Source organism: Microbacterium sp. F1-18, assembly GCF_052921305.1.
Map to the genome: position 1 here is coordinate 306209 of NZ_JBREVD010000001.1, position 16458 is coordinate 322666.

Here is a 16458-nt window from a genome sequence, read left to right on the forward strand (position 1 = left end):
TCCTAGATCGCGAGCATGCGACGCACCGCCGCGCGGTCGGGTTTGCCGCTCGCGAGTACGGGCATGCGATCGACAGCGACGACGCGCGCTGGGCGTGCGGGCTTGCCGAGCCGGTCGCCGACCGCCACCCGGAGCTCGCTGAGCAGCACCGACTCGTCGACGCCGATCTCGGCGAGCGCCGCGTTCTCGGCGACGACGGCAGACGACTGCCCCCATCGCTCGTCGGGGATCGCGACGACCACCGCCGACGCGAGCCCCGCGTGCTCCCGGACGACGGCTTCGACCCGGTCGAGCGAGATGTTGACGCCTCCGGAGATGATGACGTTGTCGATGCGACCCGTGACCCGCAGCACGTGCCCGTCGAACTCGCCGGCGTCGCCGGTGCGGTACCAGCGCACACCGTCGTCGACGATGAAGGATGCCGCCGTGCGGCCCGGCTCGCCGAGGTAGCCGTCGGCGAGCATCGGGCCCGAGAGCTGCACCTCGCCGGTGACGATCCGCACCCCCACTCCATCGAGCGGGACGCCGTCGTAGACGCATCCGCCGCTCGTCTCCGTCGCCCCGTAGGTGCGCACGATGCGCGCCCCCAGCCGCGCGGCCCGGTCGCGCTGCGGCAGCGGGAGCGCCTGTCCGCCCACGAGGATCACCTCGTAGGCCCGCAGAGCGTCGGCGACGGCGGCATCCGTCTCGGCCGCATCGAGCAGGTCGGCGAGCTGGGTGGGGACCAGCGAGGTGAACATCGCCGCACGCTCCCCGCCGATGCTCGAGTGCATCGACGCGGTGACCGCGGCGAACGCGGCGGGAGAGAACGACCCCGCGAGGACGGCCGGCTCGTGACCCGCGAGCAGACTGCGGACCATCACCTGCAGCCCCGCCACGTACCCGGGCGAGAGGGCGAGGAGCCAGCGCCCCTCGCCGATGCGGGCCGCGGTAGATGCGGCGCTCGCGATGAGGGCCGAACGGCTGAGCACGACGCTCTTGGGCACCCCCGTCGACCCCGACGTCGTCACGACGGCGACGGTTCCGGGCGGAGCCTGCGCCGGGGCGCTCGGGCCGGCGGGTACACCGAGGGCGAGGGCCGGCCCGGCACCGTCGAGGGTCTGCCGGAGAGCCCGGAGCACCTCGCGGGGCTCCGATGCGACGGAGACGAGATCGACCGACATATCAGAGGCGAGTCGTCTCAGAAGTGGTACGGGTAGGGCGACCAGTCGGGGTCGCGCTTCTGCAGGAAGGCGTCACGTCCCTCGACGGCCTCGTCGGTGCCGTAGGCGAGACGGGTCGCCTCGCCCGCGAACACCTGCTGGCCGACCATCCCGTCGTCGATCGCGTTGAAGGCGAACTTCAGCATGCGGATCGCGGTGGGCGACTTGCCGAGGATCGTGCGGGCCATCGCGATCGCCTCCCGTTCGAGCTCGGCGTGCGGGACGACACGGTTGACCGCGCCCATCTCGTAGGCGCGCTGGGCGGAGTACTCCTCCGCGAGGAAGAACACCTCGCGGGCGATCTTCTGCCCCACCTGGCGCGCCATGTACGCCGAGCCGTAACCGGCGTCGAACGACCCGACATCCGCGTCGGTCTGCTTGAACCGGCCGTGCTCGGCCGAGGCGATGGAGAGGTCGCACACGATGTGCAGCGAATGCCCGCCGCCGGCCGCCCATCCCGGGATGACCGCGATGACGACCTTCGGCATGAACCGGATGAGGCGCTGCACCTCGAGGATATGGAGGCGTCCGGCGCGCGCCGGGTCGGCGACGGCGGTCTCGTCGTCGCTGTACTTGTAGCCGTCGCGGCCGCGGATGCGCTGGTCGCCGCCCGAGCAGAACGCCCAGCCGCCGTCCTTCGCGCTGGGTCCGTTGCCGGTGAGCAGCACGACGCCGATGCGCGGGTCCTGGCGCGCGGTGTCGAGCGCGCGGTACAGCTCGTCGACCGTGTGCGGGCGGAAGGCGTTGCGCACCTCGGGACGATCGAACGCGATGCGCGCGATGCGCCCGTCGTCCGAGACGTGAGCCGTGATGTCTGTGTACGCGTCGGCCCCCGGGGCGAGCGACCATTCCGCGGGATCGAACAGTTCCGAGACCATGCCGCCAGCCTATGCCGCGGTGGGAGGATGAACGCGTGGACCCCGCCCTGCCCCTCCCCTCTCTGACCGAGCTGCTCGAGCGAGCGCACGTCGTCGCGCTGCCGCTGACGACGCGTTTCCGCGGTGTCGACGTGCGAGAGGCCTTGCTGCTCGAGGGGCCCGAGGGCTGGACGGAGTTCTCGCCGTTCACCGAGTACGACGACGACGAGGCCGCGACCTGGCTGGCTGCCGCCATCGAGTTCGGCTGGACCGCGATGCCCGCGCCGATCCGCGAGCGTGTCGCCGTCAACGCCACCGTTCCCGCCGTCGCGGCCGAGCGCGTCGCCGAGGTGCTCTCGCGGTACGACGGATGCCGCACAGTGAAGGTCAAGGTCGCGGAGCGCGGCCAGGTGCTCGCCGACGACGTGGCCCGCGTGCGGGCAGTGCGCGAGGCGCTCGGCCCCGAGGGGCGCGTGCGGATCGACGCGAACGGCGCGTGGAATCTCGACGAGGCCGAGCACGCGCTCCACGCCCTGGCGGAGTTCGATCTGGAGTACGTCGAGCAGCCCTGCGCCACGGTCGACGAGCTGGCGGAACTGCGCCGCCGCGTGGGCTACATGGGGATTCCCGTCGCCGCCGACGAGAGCGTCCGCAAGGCCGACGACCCGCTCGCGGTGGCACGGGCCGGCGCCGCCGACCTGCTCGTCATCAAGGCGCAGCCGCTCGGAGGCGTGAGACGTGCGCTCGCGATCGTCGCGGAGGCGGGACTTCCCGCGGTGGTCTCGAGCGCCCTCGACACGAGCGTCGGCCTGTCGATGGGGGTCGCCCTGGCGGCGGCTCTGCCCGAGCTCGACTTCGACTGCGGGCTGGGAACGGCCTCGCTGTTCGCCGCCGACGTCGCAAGCCCCGCCCTGCGTCCGGTCTCGGGTGAGCTCGCGACCGGGCGGGTCGCGGTCGACCGGGATGCCGTCACCGCACTCGCCCCGTCAGCGGACCGGCAGCAGTGGTGGCGTGAGCGCCTCGAGCGGTGCCACGCCGTGCTCGCGCGACAGCGCTGACCTCAGGTCGCATCGGCCTCGGGTCGCACGGGCCTCAGGCGTCGAGAAGGGCGGTCGCGAGCTGCCCGATCCGCTCGTGGAGCAACCGCGTCGTCTCGGCTTCGCCCAGGCCCTCGATCGCCGCTCGTTCGCACGTCGCGTCGGCGAGATCGACCATGAGCTGCGCGACCTCCGTCGTCGGCAAGCGAAACCGCAGCTCGTAGACCTTCCGGATGTCGTCGACGATCACCCGGACGCGCTCGATGATGCCGTCCTGGAGGCGCAGGTACGCCTCGGCCATCCGCTCGTCGCGGAGTGCCTGCGCCCGCAGCTCCGACACCAGCCGGGGCTCCATGCCCGCGAGCGAGACGCCGACGACTTCCGGGACGAGCGAGGACGGGTCGGGCGCTGCGGTGCGGTCGAGAGCACGAACCCGGTCGGCGACGAGGTCGAGCTTCTCGCTGGATGAGCGCTCGACCAGGGCGAGGAAGAGCTCGCCCTTCGAGTCGAAGTTCGAGTAGAACGCGCCACGCGAGAACCCGGCGCGGTCGCACACCGCTTCGACGGAGGCGGCGTCCAGACCGACCTCGGCGAAGACCTCGGCGGCGGCGTCGAGCAACCGGGCGCGCGTGTTCTCGCGGCTTCGGGTGGCCGGGCGGGCCTCGGCATCCATGGTGCTCCTCGTGTTTCACACCGATCGTCCAGCCTGACCGATGAGGGATGACCCTAGGATACATTGGTGTATCGGATACAGCGCTGTATCGAACAACCATGACGATCGATCAGACCTGGAGCGCCCGTGTCCACACTCCTGTTCACCCTCGGACGCTGGTCGTTCCGTCACCCGTGGCGGGTGCTCGTCTCCTGCCTGCTGATCCTCGTGATCGCCGGCGGCGGCGCCGCCCTGTTGAACAAGGGCACCGACAACTCCTTCTCGATCCCGGGAACCGAGGCGCAGGAGGGGCTGGAGCTGCTGAACCGCACGTTCCCCCAGGCGAGCGGCACGAGTGCTCAGCTCGTCATCGTCGCCCCCGAGGGCCAGAGCGTTCGTGACGACCCGTTCGCCACCGAGGTCGCCGACACCGTGACCGCGTTCGGCGACCTCGGCGACGATGTCCTCGCCGTGACCGACCCGTTCGACCAGACGGTCTCGGGGCTGGTCTCGGAGGACGACCGGGCCGCTATCGTCCGCGTGCAGTTCGACGGCGAGTCGACCTCGGTCAGCGGCGAGACGAAAGACGCGCTCACCGCGGTGGCCGACCGGATGCGCGCCGATCTGCCCGCGGGCAAGCAGATCGCGCTCGGCGGCGATCTGTTCTCGACATCGATCCCGGCACTGTCGATCGTCGAGGTGATCGGCGTGCTCGTGGCCCTGTTCGTCCTCATCGTCACCTTCCGCTCGTTCGCCGTCTCGTGGTTCCCGCTGGTCAGCGCTCTCATCGGTGTCGCGCTGGCGACGGCGATGATCTTCGTCGCGACGCAGTTCGCCTCGGTGTCGTCGACGACGCCGCTGCTGTCGGTCATGCTGGGTCTCGCCGTCGGAATCGACTACTCGCTCTTCATCGCCGCGCGTCACCAGGACCAGGTGCGCGCGGGCATGGATCCCGAGGAGTCGGCCGCACGCTCCACCGGCACCGCGGGATCGTCGGTCGCCTTCGCCGGTATCACGGTGCTCATCGCGTTGATCGGTCTCAGCTTCGCCGGCATCCCCTTCCTCACGACGATGGGCATCGCGGCAGCGGTCGCCGTCGCGATCGCCGTCGTCGTCGCCGTCACCCTCACCCCCGCTCTCCTCGGATTCGCCGGAGCGCGGGTCGCCGGCTGGCCCCGCCGGGCGAAGCGGTCGCGCAAGCGTCCGGCAACGCCCCGTCGATCGTTCTCGGAGCGCTGGGTGCGCGGCGTCACGCGGCATCCGCTCGTCACGACGATCGCGGTCGTGGTGGGTCTCGGCATCGTCGCGATCCCGTCGGCCAGCCTCACCCTCGCCCTCCCCAACGCGGGCGTCCAGCCGCCCTCGAGCGAGGCCCGGCAGGCATACGACCTCACCGCCGAACACTTCGGTCCCGGCGCGAACGGCCCGCTCATCATGACGGGCACCATCGTCACCTCGAACGACCCCTTGACCCTGATGCAGGACATCGGCGACGACATCGCGACGATCCCCGGCGTGAAGGAGGTGGCGCTCGCGACACCCAACGAGACCGCCGACACCGGTCTCGTCCAGATCGTTCCCGAGACCGCACCCGACTCGCCCGAGACCGCCGACCTGGTGCGCGAGCTGCGCGCCCAGCACGACCGTCTGCTCGACGAGTACGGCGTCGACCTGAAGGTCACCGGGTTCACGGCTGTCGGCATCGACATCTCCGACCGGCTCGGCGAGGCACTGCTTCCCTTCGGCGTCTTCGTCGTCGGGCTCTCCCTCATCCTCCTGACGATCGTGTTCCGATCGATCTGGGTTCCGATCAAGGCCGCCCTCGGCTACCTGCTGTCGGTGCTCGCCGCGTTCGGCGTCGTCGCCGCGGTCTTCGAGTGGGGCTGGTTCGCCGACCTGTTGCACGTCACCCGCGAGGGACCTGTCATCAGCTTCATGCCGATCATCCTGATGGGCGTCCTGTTCGGCCTCGCGATGGACTACGAGGTGTTCCTCGTCTCGCGGATGCGCGAGGACTACGTCCACGCACGCCGTGACCGCGGTGGCCGCGCCGACCGCCTCACCGCCGTCGGGGCCGTTCGCTCCGGATTCACCTCGTCGGCACGCGTCGTGACGGCGGCGGCGGTCATCATGTTCGCCGTGTTCGCGGCGTTCGTCCCCGAAGGCGACTCGTCGATCAAGCCCATCGCTCTGGGGCTCGCAGTCGGCATCGCCGTCGACGCCTTCCTCATCCGTATGACGCTCGTGCCGGCCGTCATGGCCCTCCTCGGCGAGAAAGCGTGGTGGATGCCGCGCTGGCTCGACCGCATCCTGCCCCACTTCGACATCGAGGGCGAGGCCGTCGAGCGCGAGCTGTCGCTGCGCGAATGGCCCGAGCGCAACACCTCGGCGGCCCTGGTCGGAGAAGGGGTCGCCGTCCACGCCGACGACGATGGCCGGATCGCGGTCTTCACCGACGCGACCTTCCGCGTCGAGCCGGGCGAATCGCTCGTCGTCTCGCACCCCGATCCGCGGGTCGGCCGCGCCTTCGCCCTCGCCGTCTCCGGGCGTCTCCGGGTCGACGACGGGCTGCTCCGCGTCGGCGGCCACCTGCTGCCGGAGCGGGCGCCGTGGGTCCGCGCGCATGTCGGCCTCGCGCTGCTCGACGACGCGACCGACCCGGTCGCCGAGCTCCGTCGCGCCACCGCCGGCGGGGCGACGATCGTGGTCGTCGACGGTCTCGACGCCCTCGCCGGCGCCGACCGCGACCAGGCCGCGGCGGTGCTCCGCGACGCGGCATCCGATCTCGACGACCGCCACGCGGGGGCCGGCGCGCTCACCGTCGTGGCTGTCGTCCGGCGCGAGCTCGGCGTCCTCGACATCCTCGCCGAAGCGCATCGCGCGACACCCCACTCCCTCCCCCTGCACGGCGGTGCATCCGCGGCGTCCGCGTCCGAACCGTCGCACCCGAACACCGAGGTGATCTCGTCATGACCCTGCCCATCGAGCGCGCCCGCTCGCGCAAGCCCATCACCTGGCTGACGATCGTCGGCGTCATCCTGCTGCCCGTCCTCATCGGCGGCGTGTTGGTCGCCGCGCTCTACAACCCCGTCGAACGGCTCGACAACATGCGCGCGGCCATCGTGAACGACGATCAGGCCGTCGAGATCAACGGCCAGCTCGCGCCGCTCGGCCGGCAGCTGACTGCGGGCCTCGTCGCCGGCTCCGACGAGGTTCCGAGCAACCTCGACTGGGTCATCTCCAACGACGAGGACGCGCGGACCGGGCTCGCCGACGGCACGTACGACGCCGTCGTGACCATTCCGAGCGGGTTCTCTGCCGCGGCCACATCGACCGCTCCCGGGGGAACTCCGGAGAAGGCCACGATCCGCGTCGACACCGCCCCCGACAGTCTCGTCGTCGACGACGCGATCACGGCACAGATCACACAGGCCGCCACATCGCTCATGGGCTCGCAGCTCTCGACGGTGTACCTCGAGAACGTCTTCCTCGGCTTCACGACCCTGGGAGACCAGCTCGGGGATGCCGCCTCGGGAGCGCATCAGCTCGCCGACGGCGGTCGGCAGGCGGCCGACGGTGCGACCCAGCTCGCCGATGGCGCCGGTCAGCTGGCGAGCGGCGCTGGGACCCTCTCGGACGGAGTCGGTCAGCTCGCAACCGGCGCCTCGCAACTCTCCGACGGCGCCGCGGCGACTCAGACCGGGCTCACCACGTGGGCGCAGGGCGCACGTACGCTCGCCGGCGGCACCAATGAGTTCGCGACGCAGCTCTCTCAGTCGCTGAACGGACTCAGCGTTCCCGAGATCCCCGCCGAAGCGGTCGCCGGCGCGCAATACCTCGCCGAGAACTCCGACCGTATCGCCAGCGGTGTGACGCAGGCCGCCGACGAGCTGGCCGCAGTGTCGGCGAGCTGCGAGGCCGATGGCGGGTCGGCGCAGGTCTGCGACGCGCTCCGCGCCGTCTCCGCCCGCACGCAGACCGCACTGCCGGAGGTCACCGGAGTGATCGGCCAGTCGGGCCAGATCGCCGGACAGGTCTCGGGCCTCGCTGCATCCGCTCCCGAGCTGATCGCAGGCTTGCAGCAGGCCGCGGGCGCGGCGACACAGCTCGCGAACGGCATGACCGAGCTCGCCGACGGCGCCGACGCGCTCGCTACCGGAGGCGGCCAGCTCGCTTCCGGCGCCTCGGCACTGGCCGACGGTGCCGTGTCCGCCGCCGATGGCGCCGCGCAGCTCTCGTCCGGGGCGGGCGAGCTGTCCGGAGGCGCGACCGACCTCGCGTCGGGCGTCGGCACGCTCGCCGATGGCACCGGCACCCTCGCCGACGGCCTCGACACCGCGACCGCGGCGCTGCCCTCGTACACCGACCAGCAGGCGACCGACCTCGCCAGCGTGGTCGCTGCACCGGTCGCCGCCGAAGGCCTGGGATCCGAGCTGTTCGGCGCCTCGGCGATCCCGCTCCTCACGGGCCTCGCCCTCTGGCTCGGCGCGATCGGTTCGTTCGTCGCGCTGCAGGCGGTCCCCCGCGGCGCGCTGACCTCGCGACGCCCCTCGTTCCTGCTGACCCTGCGAGCATTCGCTCCGGCCGCCGTGGTCGGGCTCGTTCAGGGTGTGCTCGTGGCCGTCGTCGTGCAGCTCGCTGCGTCGTACGACCCATGGACCTGGGCCGCATTCGCCGGGCTCTCCGCCCTCGCCGGCGTCGCCTTCGCCGCGGTGAACCAGGCGCTCGTCGCCCTGCTCGGCGGAGCCGGCCGGTGGGTCGCAGCGGGCGTCGCTGTGCTGGCGGTGGCCACGGGAGTCGTCTCGACCGTGCCGGGAGTGCTCTCGCAGATCGCGGGACTGCTGCCGACGGCATCCGCCTATCAGGGCCTGCTCGCGGTGCTCACCTCGGCCGGAGGTGCCGGAGCCGCGATCGCGGGACTGCTCGTGTGGACGGCGATCTCACTCGTGGTCACGGTGATCGTCACGGCGCGTGCGCGCACGACCTCGGTGCGCGCCGTGCTCCAGCCCGCGACCGCCTGACTCCGCACAGCCCCCGCCCCCGCCTCCACGTTGAGGCGGGGGCGGAGCTGTACGGGCGACGCGGGCGAATAGCCCGCCGGGTCTTCAGCCGACAGGTCACGCCCCGACGACATCAGGCTTCGGTTGGCAGATCACGCCCGCTCGCACGCCGGGAACAGGACAGCTTCTGCCAAGCGAAGCGATGTCCCCGCACCACGACGTGCCTCGGTTGGCAGATCACGCCCCCTCGCACGCCGGGACCGGGCACCTCCTGCCAAGCGAAGCGATGCCCCCGCACCACGACGTGCCTCGGTTGGCAGATCACGTCCGCTCGCACGCCGGGACCGGGCACCTCCTGCCAAGCGAAGCGATGCCCCCGCACCACGACGTGCCTCGGTTGGCAGATCACGTCCGCTCGCACGCCGGGAACGGGCACCTCCTGCCAATCCAACCGGGTGCAAGCTCAGCGAGGGGTCAGCTCAGGCCGCTGTACGCGTGGAGGCCCTTGAAGAACTGGTTGACGATGATGAAGTTGAACAGCACCGCCGAGAAGCCGACGATCGAGAGCCAGGCACTGCGGGTGCCGCGCCAGCCGCGGGTCGCGCGAGCGTGGATGTACCCGGCGTAGAGCACCCAGATGACGAAGGTCCACACTTCCTTCGTGTCGAAGCCCCAGTACCGACCCCATGCGTCGTTGGCCCAGATGGAACCCGCGATGAGGGTGAAGGTCCAGAAGATGAAGCCGATGATCGCGAAGCGGTAGGCCAGCGACTCGAGGGCGTCGGCACTCGGCAGGGTGCGAAGGAACCGCGCGCCATCGCGCCGGGGCGCGGATGCCGCGGATGCCGTCTCACCGTCTTCGCCGCTGACCCGGGCGAGAGCACGCGCCTCGCGTCGCGCCTGCATGAGCTGCACGATCGACAGGGCGAACGCCAGCGCGAAGAACGCCGACGCCAACGACGCCACGAAGACGTGGATGACGAGCCAGATCGACTTCAGCGGGTCGGCGAGAGGCACCACCGCGACGTGGAAGTTGATGACCGAACCACCGAGCAGGACGACCGCGAGCCCGGTGATGAAGGTACCGAGGAAGCGGAGGTCGTATCGGAAGAGCACCACGAGATAGACCATGACGACCAGGAGCAGACCGGTCAGGGCGAACTCGTACATGTTCGACCACGGCACACGCTCGGCGGCGATGCCGCGCAGCACGGTCGCCCCCAGGTGGAACAGGAATCCGATCCAGGTCAGGGTCGTGCCCATGCGCGCCCAGAGCAGACGCGGGCGGTCTGCGGGCCGAGCGTTGAGGGCGAGCTCCGCCTGCGCCTCCGCAGCGCGGATCTCGCCGATCGTCTGAGCGCCGCCGCCGGCGGCGACGAGGGCGGGCGCAGCGGCCGCCGCCGGAACCGTGTCCTTCGTCTTCAGCGCGAGGTCGGACCGGCGCGCCAGATCGACCGCGTAGGCGATGAAGGCCAGCGCGTACACAGCCACCGCTGTCCATACGAGCAGGACCGATACGGCATCCAGCGACAGGTCTTCGGGCATGATCCTCAGTTTACGTCGGGCGCTTGCGCGCGGGCGGGGCGGGGACGACGGGGACGCTCGGCCTCCGGCGGCAGCTCGACCTCGTCACGCCCGAGGGCGGCGAGGTGGCTGCGCGAGATGTCGGCGACCGCCTGGGCGATCGCGGGATCCTCGCCGCGGGCGAGGCCGGCGTACTCCAGGCGGATCGCACCGTCGACGGGAGTCGCCTTGACCCACAGGCGCCGACGCGGCACGAAGAGCCCCGCGAGCAGGCCCAGGGTGGCGAGGATCGCGAACACGAGCACGAACGGCGCCCCCACGTCGCGGTGGATCGACAGCGAGACGTAACGCTTCACCGCTTCGTCGGCACCCGACGCTCGCTGGTCCTCGAACGTCACGGTGCCGCGGCCGCCGGGCAGGTCGACCGTCTGACCGGGCTCGAGCTCGAGCGACGCGGCCCCCGAGTCGCCGCCGGCGATCTGCTCCATACCGGTCGGGTCGAGCGTGTAGACCGAGCGCGGCGTTCCGTCGTCGATGCCGAGGTCCCCCTCGTACACGCGGAAGGTCACGAGCGGGTTGGTGAGGTCGCCGTAGGCGGAGGCGATGGCCCCCGACTCGAGTGTCGCCGCCGTCGGGTAGAAGAACCCGGCGAGTCCGAGCTGCTGCGGCATCCCATCGGCGATCTTGACGACGCCGATCGAGGTCATGTTGTTGTCCTGCGGCAGGAACGGCACGTCTTCGCTGAAGACGACCTCGCCCGCGGCGTCGCGGACGGTGATCGTGGGGGCGTACCCGTTGCCCATCAGGTAGATGCGGTCGCCCTCGATCCCGTACGGATGATTCACCCGCACCTCGCCGTCCCGCGGCTCCTGCCCGGGCTCGGCCACCGTGAGATGGGCGAGGAAGTCGCCTGCCATACCGTGGCCCGGTCCCCCCGTGAACGGACCGTACGAGACGTCGAACTCGTCGAGGGTCAGCGAGTACGGCGGCATCTGGTCGGTGTCGACGAACCGACCCGGGTTGAACGAGGTGTAGCCCAGACCGAGCGAGTTGACGAACGTGTCGCCCTCGACGATGACGGTCTGGCCCGTGTAGGTCAGGCCCCCGCCGACGCCGACCGAGATCAGCACGCCCACGAGTGCACCGTGGAAGACGAGGTTGCCCGTCTCACGCAGATAGCCGCGCTCGGCCGAGACCGAAGCGGTCTGGCCCGAGTCGTACCGCTCGACGCGGTAGCCCGACTTGCGCAGCTGCCGCTGGGCTTCGTCGATGGCGGCGGAGGCGACGGCCGCGGCATCCTCGTCGTCGCGCAGGGAGACGCCGACCGTGCGGTGATCCGCCAGCCGCGACAGGCGGGCGGGAGTGCGCGGCGGACGCGACTTCATCGCCTGCCAGTGGTGCTTCGTCCGCGGGATGACGCACCCGACGAGCGAGACGAACAGCAGGATGTAGATCGCCGAGAACCACACGGACGTGTACACGTCGAACAGCTGCAGCGCGTCGAGGATCGGATACAGGTCGGGGTTGTCGGTGCGCCACTGGGTGACGCCGTTGGGGTCGGCGCCACGCTGCGGCACGATCGACCCCGGGATGGCGGCGATCGCCAGCAGGAGCAGCAGCACGAGCGCCGTGCGCATGCTCGTCAGCTGACGCCAGCCCCACCGCAGCCATCCGACGACGCCGAGCTGGGGCTGCGTGATCGGGCGGTCGCCGCCGGCCCCGCTGTCGAGAGGGGCGTCGGAGTGGTCGCCCGGTCGCAGCGGCGCCGAGGGATCGGCCTGGTCAGAGGAAGGTCGGGACACCGGCCACCACTCCTTGGAAGACGGACATGATCGTGGTCCAGACGCCGGTGACCATCAGCACGCCGAGAACGACCAGCAACGCACCGCCGGCGATGTTCACGACGCGGATGTGCCGGCGCACGAACGCCACGGAGCGGGTGGCCCAGCTCGCGCCGAGCGCGAGAAGCACGAAGGGGATGCCGAGGCCGAGCGAGTACGCGACCGCGAGAACCCCCGCGCGGGCGGGGTCGGCCTGGCTGAGCGCGATCGAGAGGATCGCGGCGAGGGTCGGACCGATGCACGGCGCCCAGCCGATGCCCATCGCGATGCCGAGCAGCGGGGCTCCGGCGAGACCGAGGTTCTGTCGCAGCTGCGGCCGGTAGATGCGCTGCGCGAAGCCGAACATCCCGACGAAGACGAGGCCGAGCACGATCACGACGGCGCCGAGGACGCGGGTGATGACGTCCTGGTACTCGAAGAAGACCCGGCCGATGGTGCCCGCGAAGACGCCCATCGCCAGGAAGACGACGGTGAATCCCGCGATGAAGAGCCCGACGCCGAGGAGGAGTCGTCCGCGGCCGGGGCCGGAGGGGACGGTCGCATTCGCCACCGTCGGAGAATCCGTCGAAACGCGGACCGATCCGCCCGCATCCTCCGACGTTCGCGAGATCCTCCGATTCCCGTCGCGGCCGGCCGCACCGGCGGCGGGCTCACGCGGCGTGACCGCGCTGCCGAGGAAACCGAGGTAGCCGGGTACGAGGGGCAGGACGCACGGCGAGAGGAACGAGACGAGGCCCGCGAGCACGGCGATAGGCACCGCGAGCCACAGGGCTCCGCCGAAGACGATCTCGCCCGGGTTCACGACGATCCCGCGCCGGCGCCCGCCTTCGCGGCGTCCTCGACCAGAGTGCGGAGGATGCCGGCATCCCGAAGCTGCCCGACGATCCGCGCGGCGACCCGGCCCTCGGTGTCGAGCACGAGCGTCGTGGGGGCGGCCTGAACCGACGCGGATGCCGCGAGCGCCAGCTTGAGCTCGCCGTCGCCCTGCATGAGCAGCGAGGGGTAGCCGATGCCGTAGTTCTGCTCGAAGGCCGCAGCCTGCTCGGGCCCGTCGTAGATGTTGATGCCGAGGAAGTCGGCGCCGACGGCCTGCGTGTCGGTGTAGACCTCCTGGAGCAGCGGCGCCTCGGCGCGGCACGGCCCGCACTGGGCGTACCAGAAGTTCAGGACGAGAGGCTTTCCGGCGTAGTCGGCGCTCGAGACCGTCGAGCCGTCGACGGCCGTTCCCGTGAACTCGATCGGGGCGCCCCGTTCGGCCTCCGGGATCTCGGTCGTCGTGCCGTCGCCTGAGATGAAGCCCTTGTTGTCACCGTCGCGGTACTGCCCGGCGAGGTCGTCGTTCGGGCTCGAGCAGGCGGCGAGCCCCGCCGCGAGTCCGAGGGCGAGGGCGGCGGCCATGAGGCGACGCTTCATCAGACGGCTCCTACATCGACGGCGCCCGCGGTCGATGCGGGCTCGGCATATGCGACCTCGCGCCACGCGGCACGCTCTCCCCCGTCGCCGAGCTCGAAGCTCGTGACGCTCGAGAGGGCGCACCGACGTCGGCGCGGGTCGTGGCGCAGGGGTTCACCCGCGATCGCGAGGTGGGTGATCCAGATGGGCAGCTGGTGCGAGACGATCACGACGTCGCCCGCATCGCTCGCATGCCATGCGTCGCGCATCGCAGCGTCCATGCGCGCCACGATCTCGATGTACGGCTCACCCCAGCTGGGGGTCGCCGGCGTGCGCAGGTGCCGCCAGTTCAAGGGATTGACGAGCGCGTGGCGCATGCGCCGGCCCTCGAAGACGTTGTGCGGCTCGATGACCCGCTCGTCGATGACGGGGTCGAGGCCGAAGAGTTCGGTGAAGGGTTCGGACGATTCGCGGGTGCGCTGCAACGGAGATGACATCAGCGCGGCGACCGGGCGGTCCAGCGACGCGACGTACTCGGCGGCGGAGCGGGCCATACGACGGCCGTCCTCGCTCAACCCGAAGTGCGGCAGCCGTCCGTAGAGCACGCGCCGGGGGTTGTGGACCTCACCGTGGCGCACGAGGTGGAGACGGGCTGCGGGCACGGTCTCCAGTCTACGGCGGCCGCTCCTATGCGGACCCTGAGCGCACGACCGGTCAGGGCCCCTCCGGGCTCGGCTCGGGGGCGGTGCCCGAACCGGTGGTCCGGCCGCGCCGCAGGTCGCGCACGCGCGAAACGACGAACCACACGACGAGCACGGCGACGACGATGATCACGATCGTCTGGAAGATCTCGGCGTACTGCTCGACGATGTGCCAGTTCTCACCCAGCAGGAAGCCCGCCATCACGAAGATCGAGTTCCAGATGAGGCTGCCCGCCGTCGTGAGCAGCCCGAACTTCCACCAGTGCATCCGGGCGACCCCCGCGGGGATCGAGATGAGGCTGCGGAAGAGCGGCACCATGCGCCCGAAGAACACGGCGATCGACCCGTGCTTCTCGAACCAGTGCACCGACCGCACGACGTCGTCGCCGGTCACGAGCGGCATCCGGTCGGCGATGCGGCGCAGGCGGTCGGCGCCGAGCCACCGGCCGAGGACGTAGAGGATGTAGGCGCCGAAGACCGACCCGAAGGTCGTCCACAGGATCGCCTCCGCGAGGGTGAACGAGCCGCGCGAGGCGGCGAGCCCGGCCATCGGGAGCACGACCTCGCTCGGGATCGGCGGGAAGAGATTGTCCATGCCGACCGCGATCGCCGCGCCGGCGGGCCCGATCGTGTCCATGAGCGAGACGGTCCAGTCGGCGAGGGTCGTCAGCCACGACCCTCCCTCCTCGGCGGCAGGTGCCGACGCGTGAGCGTAGGCGGTGCGGGTCAAGACGGTCATCGGGTGCCTTCGCGCTCGGTGATCGGATGCCCGGGCGGGCCCCGCGCACAGCCTAGGGGCGCGACGTCGGAGATAGCTGGACGCGTAGACTCTCCCCTCGTGAGTGAACGCGTTCTCGTCCAGCAGCTGCAGGCCCGCCCCGACGGCCCCGTTTCGGTGTCCGGATGGGTCGAGACCGTCCGCGATCAGAAGAAGGTGCAGTTCGTCATCCTCCGCGACGAGACCGGCGCCGTGCAGCTGGTCAACCCCGCGACCCGCCCGACCGAGGACGGCAGCGAGCAGGATGCCGCGGCCCTCGCCCTCACCGAGCTGATCTCGAACCTGTCGACGGGCACCTTCCTGACCGTCACGGGAGACCTCAAGCACGACGAGCGGGTCAAGCTCGGCGGCGTCGAGATCAAGATCGGCGCCCTCGACATCGCGGCCGCGGCCCTGCCCGAGACCCCGATCGCCGCCGACTCCGGCCTCGACAAGCGCATGGACTGGCGCTTCCTCGACCTGCGCCAGCGCCGCAACAACCTCATCTTCCGCGTGCAGACGACGCTCGAGCACGCGATGCGCACCTACTGGATCGAGCGCGACTACATCGAGATCCACTCCCCCAAGCTCATGGCATCGGCATCCGAGTCGGCAGCTGAGCTGTTCGAGGTGCCCTACTTCGAGGACAAGACCGCGTACCTCGCTCAGAGCCCGCAGTTCTTCAAGCAGATGGCGCAGTCGGCGGGCTTCGGGAAGATCTTCGAGATCGGCGACGTCTTCCGCGCCGACCCGTCCTTCACCTCGCGCCACGCGACCGAGTTCACCTCGATCGACGCCGAGATCAGCTGGATCGACTCGCACGAGGACGTCGCCGCGATGCAGGAGGAGTTGCTGCAGTTCGCCTTCCAGGCCGTCAAGGACAAGCACGGTGACGAGATCGCCGAGCTGTTCGGCGTCGAGGTGCAGGTGCCGCAGACCCCGTTCCCCCGCATCCCGCTCGCCGAGGCGCGCGAGATCGTCGCGGCCCGGGGCTACGACATCCCGCGCACCGACGGCGACCTCGACCCCGAGGGCGAGCGCCAGATCTCGGCGCACGTGCTCGAGACGTACGGCCACCAGTTCGTCTTCATCACCGACTACCACCCCGAGATCCGCGCGTTCTACCACATGCGCGACGAGGAGACCGGGCTCACGAAGTCGTACGACCTGCTCTTCAACGGCGTCGAGATCACGACGGGCGCGCAGCGCGAGCACCGCGTCGACGTTCTCATCGAGCAGGCCAAGGAGAAGGGTCTCGAGCCCGAGCACCTCGACTTCTACCTCGACTTCTTCCGTTACGGCGCCCCGCCCCACGGCGGGTTCGGCATGGGTCTCGCACGCGTGCTGATGCTGCTGCTCGGCGAGTCGTCGATCCGCGAGGTCACCTACCTCTTCCGCGGTCCGACGCGCCTCGCCCCGTAACACATCTCCCCACGCACCCGGCAAGCGCACAGCCGGCGTTCGGCACCGCCCGTATCGTGGCTTCTTCGGCGAC

The 16458-nt window shown here is 70.8% G+C and carries 13 protein-coding genes; 4 read left to right on the forward strand and 9 right to left on the reverse strand.

Annotated elements, in window-relative coordinates:
• Nucleotides 1-2: 2 nt before the first annotated feature.
• Together ACU6RU_RS01490 and ACU6RU_RS01495 are read right to left on the reverse strand one after the other, a co-directional pair.
• Nucleotides 3-1163, reverse strand: a complete 1161-nt coding sequence (locus ACU6RU_RS01490; RefSeq protein ID WP_446725720.1) for an AMP-binding protein — start codon at nt 1161-1163, stop codon at nt 3-5.
• A gap of 17 nt (nt 1164-1180) precedes the next feature.
• Nucleotides 1181-2080 (reverse strand): 1,4-dihydroxy-2-naphthoyl-CoA synthase, encoded by a 900-nt coding sequence (locus ACU6RU_RS01495; RefSeq protein WP_446725721.1) that lies wholly within the window; start codon nt 2078-2080, stop codon nt 1181-1183.
• A gap of 47 nt (nt 2081-2127) precedes the next feature.
• Here ACU6RU_RS01495 and ACU6RU_RS01500 point away from each other — a divergent pair, with 47 nt between their 5' ends.
• Nucleotides 2128-3117, forward strand: a complete 990-nt coding sequence (locus ACU6RU_RS01500; RefSeq protein WP_446725986.1) for an o-succinylbenzoate synthase — start codon at nt 2128-2130, stop codon at nt 3115-3117.
• A gap of 34 nt (nt 3118-3151) precedes the next feature.
• Here ACU6RU_RS01500 and ACU6RU_RS01505 read toward each other — a convergent pair whose 3' ends face one another.
• Entirely contained in the window at nt 3152-3769 is a 618-nt protein-coding gene (locus ACU6RU_RS01505) for a TetR/AcrR family transcriptional regulator (RefSeq protein WP_120263319.1), read from the reverse strand.
• 126 nt (nt 3770-3895) lie between these two features.
• Between ACU6RU_RS01505 and ACU6RU_RS01510 the strand changes: the two genes are divergently transcribed.
• On the forward strand, nt 3896-6721 hold the full coding sequence (locus ACU6RU_RS01510) for an MMPL family transporter (RefSeq protein WP_446725722.1): 2826 nt from the start codon (nt 3896-3898) through the stop codon (nt 6719-6721).
• Nucleotides 6718-8769 carry a YhgE/Pip family protein gene (locus ACU6RU_RS01515; RefSeq protein ID WP_289330991.1) on the forward strand — a complete coding sequence of 684 codons (2052 nt, stop codon included), beginning with the start codon at nt 6718-6720 and terminating at the stop codon, nt 8767-8769. Before ACU6RU_RS01510 ends, ACU6RU_RS01515 begins: the two co-directional genes overlap by 4 nt.
• A 453-nt stretch (nt 8770-9222) precedes the next feature.
• Here ACU6RU_RS01515 and ccsB read toward each other — a convergent pair whose 3' ends face one another.
• From ccsB to ACU6RU_RS01545, 6 genes are read right to left on the reverse strand one after another with little or no spacing between them, the layout of a single operon-like run.
• Entirely contained in the window at nt 9223-10293 is a 1071-nt protein-coding gene (gene ccsB / locus ACU6RU_RS01520; RefSeq protein ID WP_446725723.1) for a c-type cytochrome biogenesis protein CcsB, read from the reverse strand.
• Between the two features lie 5 nt (nt 10294-10298).
• On the reverse strand, nt 10299-12074 hold the full coding sequence (gene resB / locus ACU6RU_RS01525; RefSeq protein WP_446725724.1) for a cytochrome c biogenesis protein ResB: 1776 nt from the start codon (nt 12072-12074) through the stop codon (nt 10299-10301).
• Nucleotides 12055-12915, reverse strand: a complete 861-nt coding sequence (locus ACU6RU_RS01530; RefSeq protein ID WP_446725725.1) for a cytochrome c biogenesis CcdA family protein — start codon at nt 12913-12915, stop codon at nt 12055-12057. Before ACU6RU_RS01530 ends, resB begins: the two co-directional genes overlap by 20 nt.
• Nucleotides 12912-13526, reverse strand: coding sequence for a TlpA family protein disulfide reductase (locus tag ACU6RU_RS01535; RefSeq protein ID WP_120263325.1), 615 nt, complete (start codon nt 13524-13526; stop codon nt 12912-12914). Before ACU6RU_RS01535 ends, ACU6RU_RS01530 begins: the two co-directional genes overlap by 4 nt.
• Nucleotides 13526-14167, reverse strand: coding sequence for a histidine phosphatase family protein (locus ACU6RU_RS01540; protein ID WP_120263326.1), 642 nt, complete (start codon nt 14165-14167; stop codon nt 13526-13528). The genes ACU6RU_RS01535 and ACU6RU_RS01540 overlap by 1 nt, the downstream gene beginning before the upstream one ends.
• Nucleotides 14168-14219: 52 nt before the next feature.
• Nucleotides 14220-14945: a DedA family protein gene (locus ACU6RU_RS01545; RefSeq protein WP_120263327.1), complete on the reverse strand. Its 726-nt coding sequence runs from the start codon at nt 14943-14945 to the stop codon at nt 14220-14222.
• Between the two features lie 99 nt (nt 14946-15044).
• Between ACU6RU_RS01545 and aspS the strand changes: the two genes are divergently transcribed.
• On the forward strand, nt 15045-16385 hold the full coding sequence (gene aspS, locus ACU6RU_RS01550) for an aspartate--tRNA(Asn) ligase (protein ID WP_446725726.1): 1341 nt from the start codon (nt 15045-15047) through the stop codon (nt 16383-16385).
• The last annotated feature ends 73 nt before the right edge of the window (nt 16386-16458 follow it).

Coding starts and splice junctions, on each gene's coding strand:
- ACU6RU_RS01505 (WP_120263319.1), bottom strand. CDS start 3,769: ATGGATGCCGAGGCCCGCCCGGCCACCCGAAGCCGCGAGAACACGCGC.
- ACU6RU_RS01495 (WP_446725721.1), bottom strand. CDS start 2,080: ATGGTCTCGGAACTGTTCGATCCCGCGGAATGGTCGCTCGCCCCGGGG.
- ACU6RU_RS01545 (WP_120263327.1), bottom strand. CDS start 14,945: ATGACCGTCTTGACCCGCACCGCCTACGCTCACGCGTCGGCACCTGCC.
- ACU6RU_RS01515 (WP_289330991.1), top strand. CDS start 6,718: ATGACCCTGCCCATCGAGCGCGCCCGCTCGCGCAAGCCCATCACCTGG.
- ccsB (WP_446725723.1), bottom strand. CDS start 10,293: ATGCCCGAAGACCTGTCGCTGGATGCCGTATCGGTCCTGCTCGTATGG.
- ACU6RU_RS01490 (WP_446725720.1), bottom strand. CDS start 1,163: ATGTCGGTCGATCTCGTCTCCGTCGCATCGGAGCCCCGCGAGGTGCTC.
- ACU6RU_RS01535 (WP_120263325.1), bottom strand. CDS start 13,526: ATGAAGCGTCGCCTCATGGCCGCCGCCCTCGCCCTCGGACTCGCGGCG.